The organism is Mangrovicoccus sp. HB161399 (assembly GCF_013184745.1).
Classification (GTDB): Bacteria; Pseudomonadota; Alphaproteobacteria; order Rhodobacterales; family Rhodobacteraceae; genus Mangrovicoccus.
Map to the genome: position 1 here is coordinate 25,301 of NZ_JAATVU010000009.1, position 23,299 is coordinate 48,599.

Consider the following 23,299-nt stretch of genomic DNA (forward strand, 5'->3'; position numbering starts at 1 on the left):
GGCCGGGGCGGGCGACGGGAATTGTTCAGGATTAACCTTTGGTTGCAGGGCGCGGGCGGCGGCTGCAGCGGTCATGGGGCTGCTGGACGGGCTTGACGGCAAGCCGTGCCCGCCCGCGCGGCGCCGCGGGAACGGCGCAGGGCAGAAGGGGTGTTGCCTTGCCGCCGGAAGTCATGCACATTTTGGAATGTCTTGTGCCGCCATGCTGCCCGCGGCTTCTCCGAAACGGCCCCGGACGGGCGGTGCCGGGCGTCCCGCCCGGGCTTGACCTGAATCAAGGCGGGGAGTGCCAAGCGGCTGGCAAAGGTGCAGCCGCGCTAGAACTTTGGTCTGCGATTTACGAAATTGTGCGCCGGGACGCATTGCATTTGTGCCACATATCCGGGCAAGTAACGCTTGGAACTGACCCAGGACCGAAACCAGGTCTCCGGAACGCCGGGGGCCCAGCCACGAAAAGGGCAAGACCGCAGTGGACTATTCCGCCAGCATCGACGCGGCGCTGGAGCGCCTTCACCAGGAAGGCCGGTACCGCACCTTCATCGACATCGCCCGCGAGAAGGGAAACTATCCCCATGCCGTGTGGCACCGTCCCGACGGGACGACGAAACCGGTGACGGTCTGGTGCGGCAACGACTATCTCGGCATGGGCCAGCACCCGGAGGTCCTGGCGGCGATGCACGAGGCGCTGGACGCGACCGGCGCGGGCTCGGGCGGCACGCGCAACATTTCGGGCACCACGGTCTGGCACAAGAAGCTGGAAGCGGAACTGGCGGACCTGCACCGGAAGGAGGCCGCGCTGGTCTTCACCTCGGCCTACATCGCCAATGACGCGACGCTGTCGACGCTGCCGAAGCTGTTCCCGGGGCTGCACATCATCTCGGACGAGCTGAACCACGCCTCGATGATCGAGGGCATCCGCCACGGCAACTGCCCCAAGCACATCTTCCGCCACAACGATCTGGGCCACCTGCGCGAGATCCTCGAGTCGGTCCCGCAGGACGTTCCGAAGCTGATCGCCTTCGAGTCGGTCTATTCGATGGATGGCGATTTCGGTCCGATCGACGCGATCTGCGATCTCGCGGATGAATTCGGCGCGCTGACCTATATCGACGAGGTCCATGCGGTCGGCATGTACGGTCCCCGCGGCGGCGGCGTCACCGAAGCCCAGGGCAATGTCCACCGCATCGACATCGTCAATGGCACGCTGGGCAAGGCCTTCGGCGTCCATGGCGGCTATATCGCGGCCTCGGCCAAGATGTGCGACGCGATCCGCTCCTATGCGCCGGGCTTCATCTTCACCACCTCGCTGCCCCCGGTCGTGGCTGCGGGCGCGGCGGCGTCGATCGCGCATCTGAAGACGGATGCGGCGCGGCGCGAGCGGCACCAGGCGGCGGCCCGCGTCCTGAAGGCGCGGCTCAAGGGCATGGGCCTGCCGATCATCGACCATGGCAGCCACATCGTGCCGCTGATCGTCGGCGATCCGGTGAAGTGCAAGATGATCTCGGACCGGCTGCTCGAAGACCACGGCATCTATGTCCAGCCGATCAACTTCCCGACCGTGCCGCGCGGCACCGAACGGCTGCGGTTCACGCCTTCGCCGGTGCACGGCCCTGCCGACATGGACCGTCTGATCCGCGCGCTCGACGACCTCTGGTCGCAATGCGCGCTGGCGCGTCAGCAACTTTCCGCCTGATCCGCGCAGCGGAAGGGGGCCTGTCTGGGAGACGGGCCCTTAAAATGCCCCATATCTAGTCCGGCCGGGTGCCAGCTTTCTTGTAATGTGCTAAGGTCCCCTTATAACGCACCCGCTACATCGAATCGTGGGGCATCTGGGGACACGAGCGGCAACATGGGCTGGAACCTATGACGAGGCGCGACGCTGCGTCGGCTGACGGAACATATCAGGAGACGCCGAAAGGCTTCGACGACTACGAGCTGGTGCTTGGCGACATCCTCCGGGGTGAACGGGCCACCATGGGCAAGTCGCTCCTGGACGTGCAGCGGGACATCAAGGTCAAGGCGAGCTACATCGCCGCGATCGAGGAGGGCGACCTGTCCGCCTTCGAGACGCCCGGCTTCATCGCCGGGTACGTGCGTTCCTACGGCCGCTATCTGGGGCTCGATCCGGAACTGGTCTACCAGGCCTTCTGCGAGCAGACCGGCTTTTCCCATGTCGAGGGGCTCGATGCCCGGGTATACGCGACGCGCAAGGCCGCGAACCCGAAGGGCAGGGCGCGCCCCCGTCCGGTCGCCCATCAGGGCGGCGATGCCGTCCTCGCCCGCAACCCGCTCTACCGCGCGCCGCGCACCGCCCGCTTCGCCGAGATCCGCCCAGGTGCCGTGGCCTCGACCCTGGCCCTCGTGGCGCTGCTCGGGGGCCTCGGCTACGGGGCCTGGTCGGTGCTGCAATCGATCCAGCGCGTGACCCTCGCCCCGGTGGAAACCCCGGTCGTCGCGCTGAACATCGGCCCGGACATGGAGCCGGTCGTCGGCATCGAAGAGCCTGCCGTGACCCGCTCCACCGGCGAGGCGCTGATGAATCTCTACCGCCCGCAGGCGCTCGAGGCGCCGGTCATGGTTGCCCGCGACGGGCCGATCTCGACCCTCGATCCGCGCGCGCAGGGCATCTATGCCGGCATGGCGCCGGTCGGCGAAACCCAGCTCGCTGGGATCGCCACCGCGGTGCCGGACGTGCCGGCGTCCTACCTGCCCGAGATGCAGGGTCCGCATCCGGCCGCGGCGCCGGGGAGCGGATCGACGGCCGCCTCCGCGCCGGTGCAGATCGCCGATGTCGCGGTTGTCGCGCCGCCCTTGCCCGAAGTCGTGCTGTTCGCCGATGACGCGGTCTGGGTCCGGGTCAGCGCGGCCGACGGCACCAAGCTGCTGGAGAAGACGCTTGCCGCGGGCGAAAGCTATGTCCTGCCAAAGACCGAGACGCCGCCCGTGCTGCGCGCGGGCAATTCCGGCTCGCTGTTCTTCGCGGTGAACGGACGGACGCTGGGTCCGGCCGGTCCGGCTGGTTCGGTGACCAAGAATGTCGAGCTGTCGGTCGCGGCGCTGAGCGACCGCTATCACGCGGTCGACATGAATGCCGCCGACCCCGAGCTGCGCCGCCTTGCCGAACTTGTGTTGAAGCCGGAGACCCCGCTGGCGGAGTGAGCCGCATTGCGGCTTGCGCCCGGCAGGCGTAAGGTCCGGCCAAGTCGAGTACCCACGCGGAGCACCCCATGTCGCTCAACCATGTCCGTCCCTGGAAGAACATCTACCGCCGCGAGTCCCGCCAGATCATGGTCGGCAACGTGCCGGTGGGCGGCGGCGCGCCGATTGCCGTCCAGACCATGACCAATACCGACACGGCCGACGTGGCCGCGACGGTGGCGCAGGTCCAGGCAGCGGCGGAGGCCGGGGCGGATATCGTCCGCGTCTCCACCCCCGACGAGGCGGCGACCAGGGCGCTGAAGGACATCGTCCGCGAAAGCCCGGTGCCGATCGTCGCCGACATCCATTTCCACTACAAGCGCGCCATCGAGGCAGCCGAGGCGGGTGCCGCCTGCCTGCGGATCAACCCGGGCAACATCGGCGACGAGAAGCGCGTGAAGGAAGTCATCCGGGCCGCCAAGGACCATGGCTGCTCGATCCGCATCGGCGTCAACGCAGGCTCGCTGGAGCGCCATCTGCTGGAGCAGTACGGCGAGCCGTGCCCCGACGCGATGGTGGCCTCGGCGCTGGAGCATATCCGCATCCTCGAGGACAACGACTTCCGCGAATACAAGGTCTCGGTGAAGGCCTCCGACGTGTTCCTGACCGCCGCTGCCTACCAGGCGCTGGCCGAGGCGACGGATTGCCCGCTGCATCTGGGCGTGACCGAGGCGGGCGGGCTGGTGTCGGGCACGATCAAGTCGGCCATCGGGCTCGGCAACCTCTTGTGGATGGGGATCGGCGACACGATCCGCGTGTCGCTTTCGGCCGATCCGGTCGAAGAGGTCAAGGTCGGCTACGAGATCCTGAAGTCGCTGGGCCTGCGCCACCGCGGCGTCAACATCATCTCCTGCCCGAGCTGCGCGCGGCAGGGTTTCGACGTGATCAAGACCGTCGAGGTGCTGGAGAAGCGGCTGGAACACATCAAGACCCCGATGAGCCTGTCGATCATCGGCTGCGTCGTGAACGGCCCGGGCGAGGCGCTGATGACCGATGTCGGCTTCACCGGCGGCGGGGCGGGCGCGGGCATGGTCTATCTGGCCGGCAAGCAGAGCCACAAGATGTCGAACGACCAGATGATCGACCACATCGTCGAGCAGGTCGAGAAGAAGGCCGCCGAGCTCGACGCGGCGGCGGAGGCGGTCGAGGCGGCCGAATAGGCTGCTCCGCCGGGCGCGCCCGCGGGCGCATCTGCCTTTCAACGGAGGTGAGGCATGTCGGCACGCAGGTACCGGCTGGGACGGATGGCCGCGTGGCTGCTGTCGCTGCTCGGCTGGGTCGTGATGGCGGGCGGTCTGGCGACGCTCGCGCTGGGGCTCTTCCAGGTCTTCGCGCTGGGAACGCGCGACCTGCTGACGCTCGCGCCCTATCTGGGCGGCGGCTTCGCGGTGCTCCTCAACGGGCTCTTCATGGTGGCGGGCGCCCAGCTGATGCTGGCAGTCTTCGACATCGCGCTGTCGGGCCGCGCGCTGGTTCTCAGCGTGCCGGGCCAGCCGGCCGCACCTGCGGAGCCGCCAGCCGCGCCTCCGGCGCCTGCCCGCGACCCGCGCGGCCGCGCCGAGCCGGTGCTGCGCCGCGGCGGCCCCGGCCCGGCTCCGGAGGAGCTGTAGGGCGGTTCAGATCCTGTTCCTGTGCCTTTCCCGGATGTCCGGAAACGCCGTGATCGCCTGGGCCAGCAGCGGAAGGACGGCGTCATGGTATTTCGTCCGCATATCGCGGAGGAACACGATCGGATTGCGGCTGGGGTGCTGGTACGCGCCGTCATAGAATTCCAGGCAGACTTCCTTTCCCCTGTGAGGGCCGTTCTCCAGCCGGTAGTCGGCCTTGTCGCGCACGACGGCGCGGCCGATATTGGTCCGCAGGTCATGGACCTGCGTGATCCGCCCGAACGTCGTGCCCTTCCTGAAATAGACCGAGGGCGAGGCCGACGGCAGGCCGGTATAGCCCACGATGTTGTCGGCAATGTAGAAATCGTCGCGGTAGCCCATGACTTCCCTTCCTGTTCCGATGCAGGCCGGGGCCGGGGGGAGAGCAAAATGCCGCGGTCCCGGTTCACGGAACCATGGCGCCGGAAAGTTGTCCAACGCTTTCGTTCTCGGGCGCGGGCGTCCCTCCCGGGAGGCATGGTTCCGCCTGCGTGGAGCTGTCGGTGCGCGGCAGACGAGGCGCCGGAGGCGCGGCGCGTGCTCCGCGCGGCTCGGACGAGGTTGGGGTCCGGGACGCGAAGGCGAGCCATCCGTTCCGCCTGTCCGGAAGCTGTTCCGGAACCGTCATGCTGCCCTGATCCCGTGCCGGCCCGGGGGCTTCTCCGTGCGGACCTCGCCCGCAACTTCCAACTCAAGCGGCAAACTGGCCAGCTGCGGGGATGTCCGCCGGGAATTCGCATGGGCACGCCCGCGTCCACGGCCAGGCAGCGGCCCGCATATCGACCCCGTTGTCCTGTCTGCGGGGAAATGTCCGCCTGCCGGGGTGCCCTCTGCCCGGGGGAAGGGCAGCTCCCGGGGCCAGGCCCGGCGTGGCGCAGAGCAGGTCGAGATCCGCGGGCGCAGTTCCGGTGATGGTCCGGGGCCAGGCCGATCGGATCGGCTGGCCTCCGGCGGGTTCGCCACATGGCCGGCAATGCCGGTTCAGCACCCTGCCTGCCGATGGCGCGTCGCACCGGCGGGCAAGGCGCGGCGGGAAGGCTCAGCCCTCGCCGCGTTCCTGTTCTGCGACCTGGCGCATCGAGTCGAGCGGCAGGTAGCCGCGCAGGATCTCGTCGCCCATGATGAAGGTCGGCGTGCCGGAGATCGACAGCTTGCCGGCCAGCTCGTGGTTGGCCTGCAGCTCCGCCGTCACCGCCGGGTCGTCCATCTTCGCGGTCACGGCCGCGACATCGACCCCGGCATCCTTGCCGATCCGCGCCAGCGTGTCGTCGGTGACGTTGCCGCGCAGCGTCATCAGCGCGTCATGCACCTTCTCGTAGGCGGTATCGTCGGCGACCAGCTTCACCGCCACGGCGAAGCGCGCGGCCTTCACCGAGTCCTCGCCGAGGATGGGGAATTCCTTGACGATGAACTTGATGTTGCCGTCGCTCTCGACGAGCTGGTTGACCTCGTCATAGGCCTTCTTGCAGTAGCCGCAGCGGTAATCCATGAACTCGACCAGCACGAGGTCGCCGTCGGGATTGCCGCCGACCCAGCTCACGCCGTCGTCGAACAAGGCGTCCGCATTGGCGGCGACCAGGTCGTTGTCGGCCACGGCCTGGGCCTGCGCCTGGCGGCCTTCCAGCACGCTGATGGCCTCCATCAGCACCTCGGGGTTCTCCAGAAGGTAGTCGCGGATCTCGGCGCGGAACTGGGCGCGCTCGCCCTCGGACATGTCGCCGATGTCGAAAGCCATGGCGGGGGCGGCAATGGCGGCGGCAAGGCCGAGCCCCGCCAGCGTTCTGCGGATTGCGGTCATGTCGTGTCTCACCTCTTCTTCCGGGTCTCGCGTTCAGCGGCCTCGATGATGTCCTGTGCCCGGGCCCAGCCCGGCGAGCCGACGGGGAGGGCCCCGGCCGCCCGGCGCGCATGCAGCAGCGCGTCCTCTCCGTCTCCTATTAGCGCGTATCTTTCGGCCGTGTGAAGAGATGCCATCGCCGGCTCCCCGGCCCGGGCATAGGCCATCGCCAGGTCGCGCAGCAGCCGCGCGTCGCGGGAATCCCGGGCGCGGGCCGCCTTGAGCACCTCCAGCGCCTCGGCATTGGAGGCCTTGCTGTTCTCGGCCAGCAGCACCCGGCCGAGCCCCGCCATGATCTGGGTTTCCCGCGGCGCAAGCTCGGCGGCGCGGCGGTAGGACGCCTCGGCCACGTCCATGCGGTTCGATTCCAGCGCGATCCAGCCCTTCAGCTCGTGCAGGTAGGCGTCGTCGGGGCGTTCCGCGATCACCGGGTCGAGCTCGGCCCAGGCCGCCTGGGCCCGGCCCAGCTTGTACTGCGCCAGCGCGCGGCCGATATGGCCCGCGTCCGAGGTGTCGGAGGCGGGGTAGCGGGAGAAGGTGTAGTCCGGTTCGCGCAGGTAGCCGCCTAGCTTGGCCTGCAGCCGCGCGAACCAGTATTCCGCGCGGGCCCGGTCGGAGGTCTGCGGACCCAGCACCTCGGCATAGTCCTCGATCGCCCGGATCCGGTCGCGCGACAGCGGGTGGGTGCGCAGGTAGGGATCCTGGCGCACCGGCGACGTGTCTTCCTGCCCGGCGAAGAGCTGCATCACCTCGGCCATCGCCTCGGGGTCGATCCCGGCGCGGGCGAGGAACCGCATGCCGGAGCGGTCGGCGGCGCTTTCCTCTTCGCGGGTATGGCCGAGGAAGACGCCGCGCGCGGCCCCGGCCGAGCCGTAGGCGATGCCCAGGCCGGCGCCGGGATTGCCGCTGAGCGCGCCGGCCGCGACGCCGAGCGCCAGGCCGATCCCCGAGCTGAGCTTGGCCGTGTCGGCATTCAGGCTGCGCCGCACCATATGGCCGTTCGTGACATGCGCCAGCTCGTGCGCGATTACCGCCTGCAGCTGCTGGGGGCTGGACAGCCGCAGGATCAGCCCGGCATGGACGAAGACCGCGCGCCCGTCGGTGACGAAGGCGTTGAGCGACATGTCGTTGACGATCAGCACCTTGATCCGCCCGCCCCAGAGATCGGCGGAGGTCATCACCGGCAGCGCGATGGAGTCGAGCGCGTATTCCAGCCCGGCATCCCGGATCAGCGACTGGGCCTGCGCGCCCGCAGCGAAGCAGGACGCCAGCGCTGCGGCAGCGATCCGCCGCATCAAGGGGGCCGTCCCGAGTTTCGCCATTGACCCTGCCGCGTCCTCTTGCAACTTGTGCCCGAGCCTAAGGAGGATTGCATGCCCACCGCAAGCCGCGCCGAAATAGATGCCTTCATCGTGATGGACGTGTTGGAAGCCGCCCGCAAGGCCGAAGAGGCCGGGCGGCACATCATCCACATGGAGATCGGCCAGCCATCCTCCGCGGCGCCCGCAGCCGCGCGCCGCGCCGTGGCGGAGACGCTGGAGAGCGACGCGATGGGCTACACGGTGGCGCTCGGCCTGCCAGCGCTGCGGCAGGGGATCGCCGACCTCTGCAAGCGCTGGTACGGCGTCGATCTCGACCCGGCGCGGGTGGTGGTGACCTCGGGCTCTTCCGGCGCCTTCGTGCTGGCCTTCACCGCGCTCTTCGATGCCGGGGCCAAGGTCGGCGTGACCGAGCCCGGCTATCCCAGCTACCGCCAGATCCTCAAGGCGCTCGACTGCGTGCCGGTGGGCATTCCGACCCGCGACGCCGCGCGCCACGTGCTCGAGCCGGTCGACGTGCCCGAGGGTCTCGACGGCATCATGGTCGCCTCTCCGGCCAACCCGACGGGCACGATGCTGGGCCATGGCCAGCTTGCCGCGCTGATCCGCCAGGCGAAGTCGCGCGGCTGCGCTTTCATCTCCGACGAGATCTATCACGGGCTGCACTACGGAGATCGCGCGGTCTCGGCGCTGGAGATCGACCAGGATGCCTGGGTGATCAACTCGTTCTCGAAGTATTTCTCTATGACCGGCTGGCGGGTCGGCTGGATGGTGGTTCCCGAAAGGGACGTCCGCACGGTGGAGCGGCTGGCGCAGAACCTGTTCATCTGCCCGCCCCATGTCAGCCAGGTGGCCGCGCTGGCGGCGCTGTCGGACATTGCCGGGCTGGAGCGCCACCGCGAGGGCTATGCCGCGACCCGCGCGCTGCTGCTGGAGCGCCTGCCGCAGATGGGCTTCAGCCGCTTCGCGTCGCCCGACGGCGCCTTCTACGTCTATGTCGATGTCGGCCACCTGACGCAGGACAGCCGCGCCTTCGCCGCCGAGATCCTCGAACAGGCCGGCGTGGCGGTCACGCCCGGGCTCGATTTCGATCCGGTGCGCGGGCATCGCACCTTGCGGCTGAGCTATGCCCGCGACAGGGCCCATATCGCCGAGGGGCTGGACCGGCTGGCGGCTTTCCTGTCCGCGCGCGAGGCCGCGGCATGAAGCGGCTGCTCTGCGCGCTTGCGCTCTGGCCGTCGCTGGCGGCGGCGCTTCCCGGCGAGGGGCCGGTGCTGGACCTCGCCCGTTCCGACATCAGCGCGGACTGGTTCGGCGGCGGCATGACCGTCGATCTCGCGCTGTCCGAGGCGGTGCCCTACGCGGTCGGCGTCACCGATGGGCCGCCGCGGCTGGTGGTGCGCTTCCAGTCCGTGGTGGAGCTTGCCGCCCCGGAAGAGGAGGACCCGCAGCCGGTGCTGGTCCCAGCGGGCCTGACCACGGAGCTGCAGCTGCCGCTGGAGCGGCTCCGCGTGCTCGACACCGCGGAAATCGAATGGCCCGAGAATGGCGGCGCCCGGCTCAGGCTGAAGCTGGAGGCGGCCGACCAGGCGACCTTCGAGCAGGCGGCGGCGCGCTGGAAGGCGGCGCCCGAACAGGTCATGCCGGAACGTCCCGCAGCGGGCTACAAGCTGCACGTGATGATCGATCCGGGCCATGGCGGCCAGGATCCGGGCGCGGAATACGACGGCATCCGCGAGGCCGATGTCGTGCTCCTGCTGGCCAGGCAGCTGAAGGCGGATCTGGAGGCGGCGGGATTCGACGCCAGCCTGACGCGCGAGGACGACAGCTTCGTGCCGCTGTCCGAGCGCGTCGCCAAGGCGACGCGGGACGGGGCGGACCTGTTCATCTCGCTCCATGCCGATGCGGTGCTGGTCGGCCATGCCTCCGGCGCCTCCGTGCACAGCCTGTCGGAGGAGTCGGCCGGTTCCGGCGACCGTTTCCTGCTGAACCGGCTGGGCAGGAACGCGCTGGCCAGCGCCGAGGGCAATGTCGAGGATGCGACCATGCGGGTGCTGATGGAGATGGCCCGCGAGCAGTCGCTGGAGGCCAGCAACGCGCTGGCCGCGGATCTGGTCGAGGAAATGGGCGCGGCCGGCATGGCGCTCTACAAGACGCCGCAGAAGCACTCGAATTTCGTCGTGCTGCGGGCCGCGGACGTGCCCTCGGTGCTGGTGGAGCTCGGCTACCTGTCGGAACCCGCTGACCGAGCGCTGCTGGTCGATCCGGAATGGCGGGCCTCGATGGCCGGGGCGCTGGCCAAGGGCGTGGCGGACTGGGCCGGAGCGCAGTAGCCGCGATTCGGGCGGCGTTAGGCCGGCGTTAGCCTCGATCGCGGAGGCTCGGAGCGCTCCCGGGCGGCCGGGAGCCGGGGCGCGGCCGAGGACGGGCAGGGCGGCGGCGCCTTGCCGAAGGCAGGGAACCTCCGCGCTCCTGCCGGATTGTGATTTTGACCCCGGCGGGCCTTGCGACTATAAGACCGCAACCCAAGGACAAGGATATCCCGGTGCTGCGCGCCTTCTTCAGCTTCTTCGGAGCGATTTTCAGTTTTCTCACCATCGGGGCCGTGCTGGGCGTCCTGATCATCGGCGCCGTGTTCTGGATGTATGGCCGCGACCTGCCCAACCACGAGCAGCTGGCGCAATACGCGCCGCCGACCATCAGCCGGGTCTATTCCTCAGAAGGCGCGCTGATCGACGAATTCGCCGAGGAGCGCCGCCTCTTCGCGCCTTCCTCGGAAATCCCGGACCTGGTGAAGGAAGCCTTCATCTCGGCCGAGGACAAGAACTTCTACTACCACAAGGGCTATGACCCGCTGGGCATGGTGAAGGCGGCCATCGACGCGGCTCATGGTGCGCGGCTGCGCGGCGCCTCGACCATCACCCAGCAGGTGATGAAGAACTTCCTGCTCAGCTCCGACCGCTCGGCAGAGCGCAAGATCAAGGAACTGATCCTCGCGGCGCGCCTCGAGCAGACGATGTCGAAGGACAAGATCCTCGAACTCTACCTCAACGAGATCTACCTGGGCCAGAACAGCTACGGCGTGGCCGCGGCGGCGCAGACCTATTTCAACAAGAAGCTCTCGGATCTGAGCCCCGCCGAGGTCGCCTATCTCGCGGCGCTGCCGCAGCGGCCCTCGACGCTGCATCCGGTGCGCGACCATGACGACGCGGTGGCGCGGCGCAACTACGTGCTGCGCGAAATGCACGAGAACAGCTACATCAGCGACGGGGAATACCAGGTCGCCGTGGCCGAGCCGCTGCTGACTGTGCAGGGCGGCGACATCCCGGGATTCCGCCAGTCGCTGCCGCCGCGCGGCTATTTCACCGACGAGGTGCGCCGCCAGCTCAGCCGTGATTTCGGCGAGACCCAGTTCTTCACCGGCGGCCTCTCGGTGCGCTCTACGCTCGACCCGGAAATGCAGACTGCCGCCGAGGAGGCGCTGCGCCACGGTCTCGAGAAATACGACCGCGGCTTCGGCATCTGGCGCGGCACCGAGGCGACCATCGACGCCGACAAGCTCGGCGACGAGGCCACCTGGCGCCAGGCGCTGTTCGAGGTCCCGAACGAGCAGGCGCCGCGCGACATCGAAGGCTGGAAGCCCGCGGTCGTGCTCTCCGTCTCCGGCAGCCAGGCCCGCATCGGCATCGAGGGCGAGACCGACGATCCCGAGACCCAGGTTCTGACCGCAGACGACGTGTCCTGGATCAGCAAGGCCAAGGTTCCGGGCGATGTCCTGTCCGCGGGCGATGTCGTGCTTGTCGGCAAGGAAAAGGACGGCTGGTCGCTGCGCCAGGTGCCGCTGCTGCAGGGCGCCTTCATGGCGATGGACGTGAATACCGGCCGCGTCCTGGCGATGCAGGGCGGCTTCTCCTACCAGGACTCGGTGTTCAACCGCGCTACCCAGGCGACGCGGCAGCCGGGCTCGTCCTTCAAGCCCTTCGTCTATGCCGCCGCGCTGGATTCCGGCTACACGCCCGCGACCATCGTGGTCGACGCGCCGATCGAGTTCCCGAACGGCGACGGCACGATGTGGCGTCCGCAGAACGCCTCCAACAAGTATTACGGCCCGACGCCGCTGCGCACCGGGATCGAGCGGTCGCGGAACGTGATGACCGTCCGCCTCGCCAACGAGATCGGCATGCCGGTCGTCGCCCAGTATGCGGAGCGCTTCGGCGTCTACGACCACATGGCGACCCACCTGGCCAATGCGCTCGGCTCGGAGGAGACGACGCTGTTCCGCATGGTCTCGGCCTATGCGATGTTCGCCAATGGCGGCGAGCGGGTGGAGCCGAGCCTCGTCGACCGCGTGCAGGACCGCTTCGGCCGCACCACCTACCGGCATGACAACCGCGACTGTGTCGATTGCGAGGTCGCCTACGTGCCCCCGGGCACCGCCCCGCGCATCGTCAGCAACCGCGAGCAGATGATGGATCCGATCACCGCCTACCAGCTGACCTCGATGATGCGCGGCGTGGTGGAGCGCGGCACGGCCTCGCGCTATGTCGACCTGCCGGTGCCGATCGCGGGCAAGACCGGCACGACCAACGACGCCAAGGACGTGTGGTTCATCGGCTTCTCCTCGAACATCGTGGCGGGCTGCTTCATGGGCTACGACAACCCGCGCTCGATCCCGCACGGCTCGGGCGGCGGCATGTGCGGTCCGGTCTTCAACGAGTTCATGAAGGACGCCATCAAGAAATACGGCGGCGGACCGTTCCGAGTGCCCCCGGGCGGCCATTTCATCAATATCGACCGGGTCACCGGCGCGAAGCTCTCGGCCGATGCCTCCGGGCCGGGCGTGGTGGCGGAATATTTCCGCGACGGCGTCGAGCCGATCTTCGGCATGGCGGCGGCGATCGACGGCGGCTTCGCGATGGGCTCGGGCATGCCGATGTATTCGCGCGACGAGGCCCTGTCGAAGAGCACCGACGAGGTCCTGACCTCCACCGGCGAGCGCAAGAGCATTCCGAAGCCCGCGAGTTTCGGCACGATTTCGGCCGGCGGGCTCTACTGACCCGTCCGACCGGTTCGGGATGCTGAACCAAGCAAGGAAATCCAGACCAGGCCCGCGGCTCGCCGAAGTCGCGGGCCTGGTTAATATTGGTTAATGTCGGCGGCATCCGAAAATCAATTTTTCAGGAATTTGCCATGACCAATCTGACCGGTACCCTCTCAACGGTGGGGTCCATCTACGACGGCTACGACGCTTCGGAACTGAGCGGTCCGATCAATGTCGAACAGCTGGCCGTCAACGGCACGACCTATCTCTATGTCAGCGCATACTACGATGACGGCGTCCAGGTGCTCAGCATCGACGGCAGCGGCACGCTGACCGGCGTGACCAGCGTGGCGCACAGCACCTCCAGCCCGCTCAACGGAGCCGACTCGCTGAAGGTGGTGTCGGTCGGCAACCGGAAGTTCCTGGTGGTCGGCGCAGCAGATTCCGACGCGCTCAGCGTGTTCCGCATCGACACGTCGTCGGGCAGCACCGAAGGCCACCTGACCTTCGTCAGCAGCATTTCCGGCTCCGACATCGCGGGCTATGCGGGGGCGCTCGACTACGTGCACGGCCTGACCGTCCTGCGCGAGGGGCAGGGCAGCGCGCTGTTCGCCAGCGTCGCCTATTACGGCGATGCCATCGCGACGTTCGAGCTGGACTACGACGGCAACCTCTCCATCAAGGATGCGGTCTTCGACACCGAGGGCACGAACCTCCATCTCGACGGCGCGACCGCTCTCGACAAGATGTCCATTGCGGGAACCACGTATCTCTACGTGTCGGGCTATTCCGACAACGGCATCACGGTCATGTCGGCGAATGTCGGCAACGGCAACCTGAACGTGGTGGCAAACTTCACCAACGGCGTGAGCTACACCAGCCTGGCGGCGGTCATCTGGAACGGCGAAAGGCTGCTGGTCGCGGCGGGCGACGGCTATATCGACGTCTTCAAGATCAAGAACAACGGCACCATCGAGCTGGAGGCCCGGACCGAGGACGGCGACGCTGACTCCTACTACCCGGCGGCTTTCGGGCTGATCACCCTCGACGGGATCGGATATCTGGTCGCCAAGGAGCAGAACTACGACCGCATCGGGCTCTATTCGATCGAAGACGACTATTCGCTGGCGCTGGTCCAGCGGGTCGGCGGAGATCCGGGCTACGACGCCGTGCGGGGCTGGACGCTGGTCGAGATTGCCGGCCGCAAATACCTGCTTTCCGCGGCATATTCCGACGGCGGCGTGACCGTGACCGAGATCGGCGGCGACAATGACTATCTTGTCGGCAGCGACGGGGCGGACCGGATCGCGGGGCTGCGCGGCGACGACGTCCTGGCCGGGCTCGAGGGCGGTGACAGCCTTGCCGGCGGGGCCGGGGAGGATGTCCTGGTGGGGGCGCAGGGCGCCGACACGCTGCTGGGCGGCGCCGATGACGACGTCCTGGTCGGCGGGCTGGGGAACGACTTGATGGAAGGCGGCGCGGGCGCCGACATCCTGAAGGGGGGGCTGGGCGCCGACATGCTCAGCTATGCCGGGTCCGGCGGCAGCGTCGGGATCAACCTGGCGTCCGGAGCCGCCTCGGGCGGCCATGCGGCGGGCGACTATTTCCGCGGCTTCGAGGACATCCGCGGATCGGATTACGGCGACACCCTGACCGGCGACAGCGGCGCCAACAGGATCGAAGGCGAGGCCGGGTCGGACAGGATCCGCGGCGGCGCGGGCGGCGACAAGATGTTCGGCGGCAACGGGTTCGACAAGATCTGGGGCGGCAGCGGCTGGGACCGGATCGACGGCAACAACGGCTCCGACAGCCTCTACGGCGAAGGCGGGGGGGACAAGCTCAACGGCGGCGGCGGCAACGACCTGCTCGACGGGGGGACGGGCGACGACACGCTGAGCGGCAACGGCGGCAACGACACCCTGCTCGGCGGCACGGGCGATGACCAGCTGACCGGCAATGGCGGGGCGGATGTCTTCGTCTTCGAGGAAGGCTTCGGCGATGACGTGATCACCGATTTCGACCTGTCCCGCGACAAGCTCGACCTGTCGGCGCTCGACGGCATCAATTCGCTGGCCGAGTTCAAGGCAAGCGCGTTCAACATCGCCGGCGATGTCTTCGTGATGGGCGAGGACGGGCTGTCCTCGATCCAGATCATCGGCCTGTCGGAGAACGATTTCACCGCGTCGAACTTCATCTTCTGATCCCTGCCCGCCGCGCCGGTTCCGTTCCGGCGCGGCGGGTCCGGCGGGTCCCGGGCAATCTGCGCTTCCTGGGCCTGCATCGGTTGCGTCCCGGCTGGGCCGGGTCTATATCCGGGCATTGCTGGAAACTGGCCGGACCTGTCATGCGCGCTGAAATACAGAACCTTGTTGCCGAAATCGAAAAGTCGCTGAAGCTCCTTGCGCAGCGGATGGACATCGACACCGCGCCGCACCGGCTGGAAGAGTTCAACGCGATGACCGAGAATCCGGATCTGTGGAACGATCCGGACAAGGCGCAGAAGCTGATGCGCGACCGACAGATGCTGGTCGACCAGATGGGCAACTACCAGGGGCTCAAGCAGGACCTGGCCGACAATGTCGAGCTTATCGAGCTGGGCGAGATGGAGGATGACGACGAGGTCGTCACCGAGGCCGAGGATGCGATCCGCAAGATCAAGGACAAGGCCGCGCAGAAGGAGCTGGAGGCGCTGCTGAACGGCGAGGCCGACGGCAACGACACCTTCCTCGAGATCAACGCGGGCGCAGGCGGCACCGAGGCCTGCGACTGGGCGCAGATGCTGCAGCGCATGTATGTCCGCTGGGCGGAAAGCCACGGCTACGAGGTCGACCTGCAGTCGGAGGAAGCCGGCTCCGAGGCCGGGATCAAGTCGGTAGCCTACAAGATCTCGGGCACCAACGCCTATGGCTGGCTGAAATCGGAATCGGGCGTGCACCGGCTGGTGCGGATCTCGCCCTTCGGCAAGGGCACGCGCGAGACCTCCTTCGCATCGGTCTGGGTCTATCCGGTGGTCGACGACAACATCGAGATCGAGGTCAACCCGGCCGACATCCGCATCGATACCTACCGCTCATCCGGCGCGGGCGGCCAGCACGTCAACACCACCGACTCGGCGGTGCGGATCACCCACCACCCGACCGGGATCGTCGTGACCTCGTCGGAGAAGTCGCAGCACCAGAACCGCGACATCGCCATGAAGGCGCTGAAGTCCCGGCTCTACCAGATGGAGCTGGACCGCCGGAACGCGGCGATCAACGAGGCGCACGAAGCCAAGGGCTCGGCCGGCTGGGGCAACCAGATCCGCAGCTACGTCCTGCAGCCCTACCAGATGGTCAAGGACCTGCGCACCAACGTCGAGACCTCGGACACCCAGGGCGTGCTCGACGGCGATCTCGACAAGTTCATGGCGGCGACCCTGGCGCTCGACGTGGCGGGCAAGAGCCGTTCGGAGGCCCGCGGCGAGTGAGCCCCGGCCTCAGGGCCGTTCCATCAGCATGGTGAAGAATCCGGGGAAATAGCGGCCCTCGGCGATGCGCTCTTCCGAGAGGGCGGCATAGGCCGCCTCCTCGGCGAACAGCTCCTCCGGCTCCGCGACCGGCCCGTAGCGGTTGATGCTGGTGGAAATCAGCCGCAGCCCGGCTGCCTCCATCCAGCCCCAGACCTCCTGCAGCTTGTGCTGGCTTTCCTGCGGATGCAGCACCTGGTCGCGGAACACCGACGCCAGGTGTTCCGGATCGGGGCTCTGCGGCATGGCGCGGCCGAAGGCGGCCAGCGCGGCCGCTTCGCCCTCGCGCTCCAGCAGCCCGCGCCAGTGGCGCAGGAAGGGCAGGCGCCCGGGCGCGTGATAGAGCCCGAGAAAGAACAGCCCGCCCGACGGCACGAAGCCCGCGACGTGGTCGAAGGCGGCGCGGCAGTCATGGGTGTGGTGCAGCACGCCGATCGACAGGGTCAGCGCGGGCGGCGTGGCGGGCCGGTAGGCGAACAGGTCGGACTGCACGAAGCGCGCGCCCGAGTCGGTGGCCTCGGCCACCCTGCGGGCCCGCTCCAGCGCCGTCGCGCTGAAATCGACGCCCTCCGCCCGCGCGCCGTAATGCAGCGCCAGCGCGTTCGACGCCCAGCCGGTGCCGCAGCCGATCTCCACCGCCGACAGGCCCGGCCCGGCCTCGGCCAGCGTCGCGTCGAGATCGGGATAGGCGGACAGCGGATTGGCGCGGGCGCGGGCAATGGCGGTCGCGGGATCGTCGAAATGGTTGTAGGGCAGCAGGTCGTAGAAGTCGCGCACCGTGCGGTCCGAAGGGGCGAGCGTCGTGGTCACCGGAATTTTCCTTCCAACATCCGGGCGCCGAGCCCGAGTCCGATCCCGAGCAGCACCAGTGCCGCCCAGGCAATCCCGCCGCCCGCCGCCAGCCCGCCGACCAGAGCCGCGGCCACCAGCCCGGCGGCGGCCTTCTGTGCAGCCTGCAGCCGCCGCACGAGGCGCCGGCAGGTCAGGCAGTTCGGCAGGTGCAGCGCGGCGCGGCTGGTATCGGTGCCTTCCGGCGCAGGGGCGGAGGCGGCATGGTCGTAGCCGCGGTGATGCGGCAGGTGGCGGCCGAACCTGTCGACCCAGCGGCGGTAGGCGATCACCGTCGGATCGGAGGTGTTGAGCGGCATCCACAGCTCGCGCAGCGGGCGGCCCAGCCGCTCGGTCTCGGCATGCTGGCCGATCACCAGCGCCATGTCCTGCTCGAGGATGGCGCATTGGGTCAGGTGCTCCATCCAGCGCGGCTTGCGGCGTTCGCGGGCCGGGTTGAAGTTGGAGAACTTGCGGTAGAGCAGGCGGCAGCGCCCGGGTCCCAGCGGCAGCGAGATCAGGTCGAGCCCGGCGATCTTCGCGGCGTCGCGGTATCGGGTGCGGTATTTCAGCATGCCGGGCGCGACGAAGGACACCTCCGCGCGCTCGACCGGCGAGGCGCCCGCGCGCTCCAGCCCGACCGAGCGGAAGGCGGAGGTGAAGCCTGCCGCGCCGCGGTCCTCGGTGTCGAACAGGATCGGCTTGGCCATCGAGCGGTGGCCGCCGCCCCTGAGCCCGTGATGCGCGACATGGACATGGGCGATGTCGATGGCGTTCTCGATCAGGTAGCCCTGGTCATAGGGCAGGTCGATCTGGAAGGTGACGGCATGGATGCCCGGCGCCTCCAGTTCCGGCGATCGCGGGATCGCCGCCTCGTCGGCCAGTGCCGGATCGCCCGGCCAGATCCAGATGACGCCCTGCACGACCGCCAGCGGGAAGCCGCGGACATCGGCGCGGGGGGGATAGTTGCGGTTGGGCAGAAGCTGCGGGATCGCGCTGCAGCGGCCCGCGGGATCGAAGCACCAGCCATGGTAGAGGCATTCGAGATGGCCGTCGACGACACGCCCGTCCGACAGCCGCGCGGCGCGGTGCGGGCAGCGGTCGAGCACGCAGGCGGGCGCCCCGTCCGCTCCGCGGAACAGCGCGAAGCCCTCGCCATGGACGGTGACGCGGGTCACGGTGCCGGGTTCCAGATCGGCCAGGAAGGACACGGCCTGCCAGCCGTTGCGCCAATCCGCGACGGCCTGCTGCCCGGCGGGGCCGATTTCTTCCTGGACCGTCATTGCGGGCCGCGCTCCTTGGCCTCGCGCAGCGCGCGGCGCATCGCCTTCCAGTCCGGATCGGCCGCCTTCAGCCGCTTGCAGTGCAGGGTGATCTTCTCCACCGCTTCCTCCTCGCCGTGGCGGTCGAACTGCGCGGCGATCAGCGGCAGCATCGCCACCGCCAGCGCGCCATGGCCGATCGGCCCGCCATGGGTGCCGTCCGCCGCCCGGTCGAGCCGCATCACGAAATAGCGGTGGCGCAGGATCCAGCGGTTGTCGAGCGCGCCGAGAAAGGGCGCCAGCCGCGGCCGGTTGCCCAGGTTGGGGCGCAGATGCTCGGTGGCGATCACGTAGGGAATGCGCGCATGTTCCAGCAGCCCCTGGGCCAGCAGGATGTTCTTGATCATCGCGATCCGGCCGAGATTGTCGTTGTAGAGCTCCAGGTAGCCCTCAAGCGGCGGCGGCAGGTTGTCCAGCCGCTCCGGCGGGATCGAAGCCAGGTTGAACCGCTCGAAGCCGTTGGCGTCGCAGTATTCCATCCGCTGCGGCGGCGGGAAGTAGAGCAGCACCAGGTCGAATTCGAGCGCGGGCACGTGCTTCAGCAGCATCCGCGTGACGTAGTCGCCCGACGCCCCGCCGACCGACAGGTTGAGCACGTTCACCTCTTCGCGCGGCACGCCGAGCGCCAGGCTGAGATGGTCGGCGACGCGGCTGCCGTAGGTCAGTTCCTCGGCCAGGCCGGTGCCGAAGGAATTGCTCTCGCCGATCACGCAGATCCGGATCCGCGCCTCGGGATCGTATTCCTCGCCGCGGAAGCCCGCGCTGTTGAACCGGTAGCTGACAGTGTCGCTGACATCCTTGCCGTAGCGCGTCGTCACCGCGCCGGGGATGTGGTCGTCCTGGCGGATGTCGCAGGGCTGGACCGTCCATTCCAGCGTCTCCGAAGGGGTCATCAAGGCCATGGGCGGCTCCGTTTCGCAGCGTCAGTCCGGGGCAAGGTCATCGCGGTAGTCCCTGAGCAGGCCGGCGGGCTGCGCCGCCTTGGTCATCAGGCAGTCCTCCACCACCAGGAGGTCGATTTCGGAACCCATGAAGCAGCGGTAGGCGTCTTCGGGGCTCTCCACGATCGGCTCGCCGCGCAGGTTGAAGCTGGTATTGACCAGGATCGGGCAGCCAGTGGCGTCGTGGAAGGCCGACAGCAGCGCGTGGAAGCGGGGCGAGACCTCCGGATCGACGGTCTGCACCCGGGCGCTGTAATCCAGGTGGGTGACCGCCGGGATGTCCGAGCGCGGCAGGGCCAGCCGCTCGGGCACCGGCGCGTCTGGGCCGGGATCGTTGACGATGTGGCGCCGCTCCTCCTTCAGCGGCACGACTTCCAGCATGTAGGGGCTGGGGCCGTTCAGCGCGAACCACCCGTCGGCATGTCCGGCCATGACCGCCGGGGCGAAGGGGCGGAAGCTCTCGCGGTACTTCACCTTGAGGTTCAGGGTCTTCTGCATCCCGGGATGGCGCGGATCGGCGAGGATCGACCGGCTGCCGAGCGCGCGCGGCCCGAATTCCATCCGCCCCTGCATCCAGCCCGCGACCTGGCCCTCGCTCAGCGCGGCGGCGACGCGGCGGTCGATCTCCTCCGGCGGATGCACCTCCAGCGCGGCCCCCAGCCTGCGCAGCCGCGCCTCGGCTTCGCGCGGGTCATGGGCCGGGCCGAGCAGGGCACCCTGCATCGCGTCGGGGCTGAGGATCTCGCGCGGCTGGCCCAGCGTTCCGTGCCAATAGGCCAGCGCCGCGCCGAGCGCCGCGCCCGCATCGCCGGCGGCGGGCTGCACCCAGAGCCGGTCGATCAGCCCCTCGGCGAGGATCTTGCCGTTGGCCACCGAGTTCAGCGCCACGCCGCCGGCCATGCAGAGATCGCGCATGCCGGTTTCGGCCACGGCATTGCGCACCATGCGGCGCAGGATTTCCTCGATCACCGCCTGCAGAGAGGCCGCCATGTCCATGTGGAACGGCAGCAGCGGGTCCTCGGCGCCGCGCCGCTTCCGGCCAAACAGCGCCTCCATCCGCGCGGTGATCATGCTCTGCCCGGCGGCGAAGCCGAAATAGTCCATGTCGAGCCGGAACGACCCGTCGCCGCGCAGGTCCAGCAGGTTGTCGAGCATCGTCCGGGCATGGACCGGCTGGCCATAGGGGGCGAGACCCATCACCTTGTATTCGCCCGACAGCACCTTGAAGCCGAGATACTGGGTGAGTGCGCTGTAGAGCAGACCCGGCGAATGTGGGAAGCGCTGTTCCTTGAGCAGCTCCACGGCGTTGCCGCTGCCCGCCGCCATCGAGGCGCAGCTCCATTCGCCGACCCCGTCCAGCGTCAGGATCGCGGCGTCCTCGAAGGGCGAAGGGTAGAAGGCCGAGGCGGCATGGCTCTGGTGATGCGCGGCGAAGGCCAGCGGCGCGGCGAAGTCCGGCGAGATGCGGCGCAGCTCGCGGCGGATCTGCGCGCCGGTGAACAGCTTGCCGCCGATCCAGCCCGGCATGGCCGCGCGGAACGACCAGAACCCGTCGGGGGCGAGCGCCGCATGGGTCGCCACCAGGCGGCGGAACTTCTCGCCGGGCTGCTCGTGGAACACCACCTGGCCGATATCGCCGGGCTGCCATCCGGCGGTCTCCAGGCAGGCGCGGATCGCGCGGGACGGGAAGGCCGGGTCGAATTTCCTGCGGCTGAAACGCTCTTCCTGCGCCGCCGCCACGATCCGCCCGTCCTCCACCAGTGCTGCCGCGCTGTCATGGTAGTAGGCGGAAAGGCCGAGGATCTTCATTGCGCCCTCCGCCCGGCCAGCCGCGGCTGGCGCGCAGGCGCGCGCCAGTAGCTCTCCGCCTCCGGCGCGCGGGCAAGCTCCAGCGGGTCCGGACGGCGCAGGCGCCAAAGCAGCGCGCAGGGCCAGAAAGCCAGATAGTACAGCCCCGCCATTGCGAGCGTCACCGCGATCCGCATCGCGGTCTCAGAACATCGGATAGATGTCGGGGTCTTCGCCCTTCAGGCGGCGCAGCTTGGCGCGCAGCCGGTCGAGCTTGGTCGGCGGCGCGGCATCCGCTTCGCGGGGGTGCGGCGCGCTGTCCTCCTGCGGCGGCTCGCTTGCCGCCTCGGGCCCGGTTCCCTCCAAATCGCGTCCTCCCCTTAACCAATGGCAAATTGGTACAGGGGAGGCCGTATCGTGTCCAAGACTTTCCGCTGGGTCGGCTCAGCCGGCGAGCGTGCCCTCGGGGGTGAGGCGGGTCTTGCCTCCCAGATAGGCATGCAGCGCCTCGGGCAGATCGACGCCGCCGTCCTCGGTCTGGCCGTTTTCCAGAACCGCGATCAGCGCGCGGCCGACCGCCAGGCCAGAGCCGTTCAGCGTGTGCAGGAACTCCGGCTTGCCGCCCTCCGAGGGACGGAAGCGGGCGTTCATCCGCCGCGCCTGGAAGTCGCCGCAATTCGAGACGGAGCTGATCTCGCGGTAGGTGTCCTGGCCGGGCAGCCAGACCTCGAGGTCATGGGTCTTCACCGCGCCGAAGCCGATGTCGCCCGAGCACAGCACAACCGTGCGGAAGGGCAGGCCCAGCCGCTGCAGGATGTCCTCGGCGCAGGCGGTCATGCGGTCATGCTCGGCCTTGCTCTCGTCCGGCTTGACGATGGAGACCATCTCCACCTTCTCGAACTGGTGCTGGCGCAGCATGCCCGAGGTGTCGCGCCCCGCGCTGCCGGCCTCCGAGCGGAAGCACTGGGTATGGGCGACCATGCGGCGGGGCAGGGAGGCCTCGTCGACCATCATGCCGTTGACGGTGTTGGTCAGCGTCACCTCGGCGGTCGGCACCAGCCACCAGCCTTCGCGGGTCTGGTAGCTGTCCTCGCCGAATTTCGGCAGCTGCCCGGTGCCGTAGAGCATTTCCTCCAGCACCAGCACCGGCGTCCAGGTCTCTTCCAGGCCGTTGGCGTCGACATGGGTGTCGAGCATGAACTGCGCCAGCGCCCGGTGGATGCGCGCGACCGCGCCCTTGAGCACGACGAAGCGCGATCCCGACAGCTTGGCCGCCGTCTCGAAATCCATCCCGGCCTTCACGCCCGCGATCTCGAAATGCTCCTTCGGCTCGAAGCCGAAGGCCTTCGGCGTGCCGATCCGGCGGATTTCCACGTTGTCCGCCTCGTCGGCGCCGTCCGGGACCTCTTCGGACATGATGTTCGGCAGCGTCATCAGGAGCGTCCTCAGCTCCTCGTCCTCGGCCTTGGCCTCGGTCTCGAGCCGGGCGATCTCGTCCTTCTTGGCGGCGACCAGCGCGCGCAGCCGCTCGAACTCGGCCTCGTCGCCCGAGGCCTTGGCCTTGCCGACCTCCTTGGAGGCGGCGTTGCGCTCGGCCAGGGCGGCCTCGGCGGCGGCGATCTTGGCGCGGCGGTCGGCATCGAGGGCCAGCACCTGCTCCGAGACGCCCGAAAGCCCCCGGCGGGCCATGGCGGCGTCGAAAGCGGCGGGGTTGTCGCGGATCATGCGGATGTCGTGCATTTTGGCCTCCGGGGGTGGTTTGCCGGTCTCCTAGACGATCCCGGTTGCGGGGCCAAGGGCCTGATGGCCGCGTGCCGGACCCGCAGTTGCGGCGCCCCGCGGCGGGGCGCGCGGCGGACGGGACCAGCCGTGCC

At 68.8% G+C, this 23,299-nt stretch carries 19 protein-coding genes; 9 read left to right on the forward strand and 10 right to left on the reverse strand.

Annotated features, from left to right (window positions below; all coding sequences use genetic code 11):
- Positions 1–469: 469 nt before the first annotated feature.
- The 4 genes from hemA (at position 470) to HCC78_RS06935 (ending at position 4,808) form a co-directional block, all read left to right on the forward strand.
- The gene (hemA, locus tag HCC78_RS06920; protein ID WP_172328019.1) at positions 470–1,693 is read left to right on the forward strand and encodes a 5-aminolevulinate synthase; all 1,224 of its coding nucleotides are present in this window, start codon (positions 470–472) and stop codon (positions 1,691–1,693) included.
- Positions 1,694–1,863: 170 nt separating this feature from the next.
- A complete protein-coding gene (locus HCC78_RS06925; RefSeq protein WP_172328020.1) occupies positions 1,864–3,159 on the forward strand; it encodes a helix-turn-helix domain-containing protein in 1,296 nt (431 codons plus the stop codon).
- Between the two features lie 68 nt (positions 3,160–3,227).
- Positions 3,228–4,358, forward strand: coding sequence for a flavodoxin-dependent (E)-4-hydroxy-3-methylbut-2-enyl-diphosphate synthase (gene ispG / locus HCC78_RS06930; protein WP_172328021.1), 1,131 nt, complete (start codon positions 3,228–3,230; stop codon positions 4,356–4,358).
- Between the two features lie 54 nt (positions 4,359–4,412).
- Positions 4,413–4,808: a hypothetical protein gene (locus tag HCC78_RS06935; protein WP_172328022.1), complete on the forward strand. Its 396-nt coding sequence runs from the start codon at positions 4,413–4,415 to the stop codon at positions 4,806–4,808.
- Positions 4,809–4,814: 6 nt separating this feature from the next.
- Here the strand turns inward: HCC78_RS06935 and HCC78_RS06940 are convergent, their stop codons facing one another.
- From HCC78_RS06940 to HCC78_RS06950, 3 genes are all read right to left on the reverse strand, one after another.
- Positions 4,815–5,186, reverse strand: a complete 372-nt coding sequence (locus HCC78_RS06940; RefSeq protein WP_172328023.1) for a hypothetical protein — start codon at positions 5,184–5,186, stop codon at positions 4,815–4,817.
- A 697-nt stretch (positions 5,187–5,883) separates the two neighbouring features.
- On the reverse strand, positions 5,884–6,642 hold the full coding sequence (locus tag HCC78_RS06945; RefSeq protein WP_172328024.1) for a DsbA family protein: 759 nt from the start codon (positions 6,640–6,642) through the stop codon (positions 5,884–5,886).
- An 8-nt stretch (positions 6,643–6,650) separates the two neighbouring features.
- Entirely contained in the window at positions 6,651–8,003 is a 1,353-nt protein-coding gene (locus HCC78_RS06950; protein ID WP_172328025.1) for a M48 family metalloprotease, read from the reverse strand.
- 51 nt (positions 8,004–8,054) lie between these two features.
- Here HCC78_RS06950 and HCC78_RS06955 point away from each other — a divergent pair, with 51 nt between their 5' ends.
- The 5 genes from HCC78_RS06955 (at position 8,055) to prfB (ending at position 16,507) form a co-directional block, all read left to right on the forward strand.
- Complete coding sequence (locus tag HCC78_RS06955) at positions 8,055–9,206, forward strand: pyridoxal phosphate-dependent aminotransferase (RefSeq protein WP_172328026.1); 1,152 nt, start codon at positions 8,055–8,057, stop codon at positions 9,204–9,206.
- Entirely contained in the window at positions 9,203–10,333 is a 1,131-nt protein-coding gene (locus tag HCC78_RS06960) for an N-acetylmuramoyl-L-alanine amidase (protein WP_172328027.1), read from the forward strand. Before HCC78_RS06955 ends, HCC78_RS06960 begins: the two co-directional genes overlap by 4 nt.
- A gap of 212 nt (positions 10,334–10,545) precedes the next feature.
- Entirely contained in the window at positions 10,546–13,056 is a 2,511-nt protein-coding gene (locus tag HCC78_RS06965) for a PBP1A family penicillin-binding protein (protein ID WP_172328028.1), read from the forward strand.
- Between the two features lie 134 nt (positions 13,057–13,190).
- The gene (locus HCC78_RS06970) at positions 13,191–15,242 is read left to right on the forward strand and encodes a calcium-binding protein (RefSeq protein WP_172328029.1); all 2,052 of its coding nucleotides are present in this window, start codon (positions 13,191–13,193) and stop codon (positions 15,240–15,242) included.
- A 143-nt stretch (positions 15,243–15,385) separates the two neighbouring features.
- Entirely contained in the window at positions 15,386–16,507 is a 1,122-nt protein-coding gene (gene prfB / locus HCC78_RS06975; protein ID WP_172328030.1) for a peptide chain release factor 2, read from the forward strand.
- A 9-nt stretch (positions 16,508–16,516) separates the two neighbouring features.
- Here prfB and HCC78_RS06980 read toward each other — a convergent pair whose 3' ends face one another.
- From HCC78_RS06980 to serS, 7 genes are all read right to left on the reverse strand, one after another.
- The gene (locus HCC78_RS06980) at positions 16,517–17,356 is read right to left on the reverse strand and encodes a class I SAM-dependent methyltransferase (protein WP_172328031.1); all 840 of its coding nucleotides are present in this window, start codon (positions 17,354–17,356) and stop codon (positions 16,517–16,519) included.
- The gene (locus HCC78_RS06985) at positions 17,353–18,657 is read right to left on the reverse strand and encodes a Rieske 2Fe-2S domain-containing protein (protein WP_172328032.1); all 1,305 of its coding nucleotides are present in this window, start codon (positions 18,655–18,657) and stop codon (positions 17,353–17,355) included. The genes HCC78_RS06980 and HCC78_RS06985 overlap by 4 nt, the downstream gene beginning before the upstream one ends.
- Entirely contained in the window at positions 18,654–19,598 is a 945-nt protein-coding gene (locus HCC78_RS06990) for a hypothetical protein (protein WP_172328033.1), read from the reverse strand. The genes HCC78_RS06985 and HCC78_RS06990 overlap by 4 nt, the downstream gene beginning before the upstream one ends.
- Before the next feature lie 21 nt (positions 19,599–19,619).
- The gene (locus HCC78_RS06995) at positions 19,620–21,446 is read right to left on the reverse strand and encodes a carbamoyltransferase (RefSeq protein WP_172328034.1); all 1,827 of its coding nucleotides are present in this window, start codon (positions 21,444–21,446) and stop codon (positions 19,620–19,622) included.
- A complete protein-coding gene (locus HCC78_RS07000) occupies positions 21,443–21,622 on the reverse strand; it encodes a hypothetical protein (RefSeq protein ID WP_172328035.1) in 180 nt (59 codons plus the stop codon). The genes HCC78_RS06995 and HCC78_RS07000 overlap by 4 nt, the downstream gene beginning before the upstream one ends.
- Before the next feature lie 7 nt (positions 21,623–21,629).
- Complete coding sequence (locus HCC78_RS07005; protein ID WP_172328036.1) at positions 21,630–21,791, reverse strand: hypothetical protein; 162 nt, start codon at positions 21,789–21,791, stop codon at positions 21,630–21,632.
- Positions 21,792–21,869: 78 nt separating this feature from the next.
- The gene (serS, locus tag HCC78_RS07010) at positions 21,870–23,165 is read right to left on the reverse strand and encodes a serine--tRNA ligase (RefSeq protein ID WP_172328037.1); all 1,296 of its coding nucleotides are present in this window, start codon (positions 23,163–23,165) and stop codon (positions 21,870–21,872) included.
- Between the last annotated feature and the right edge of the window lie 134 nt (positions 23,166–23,299).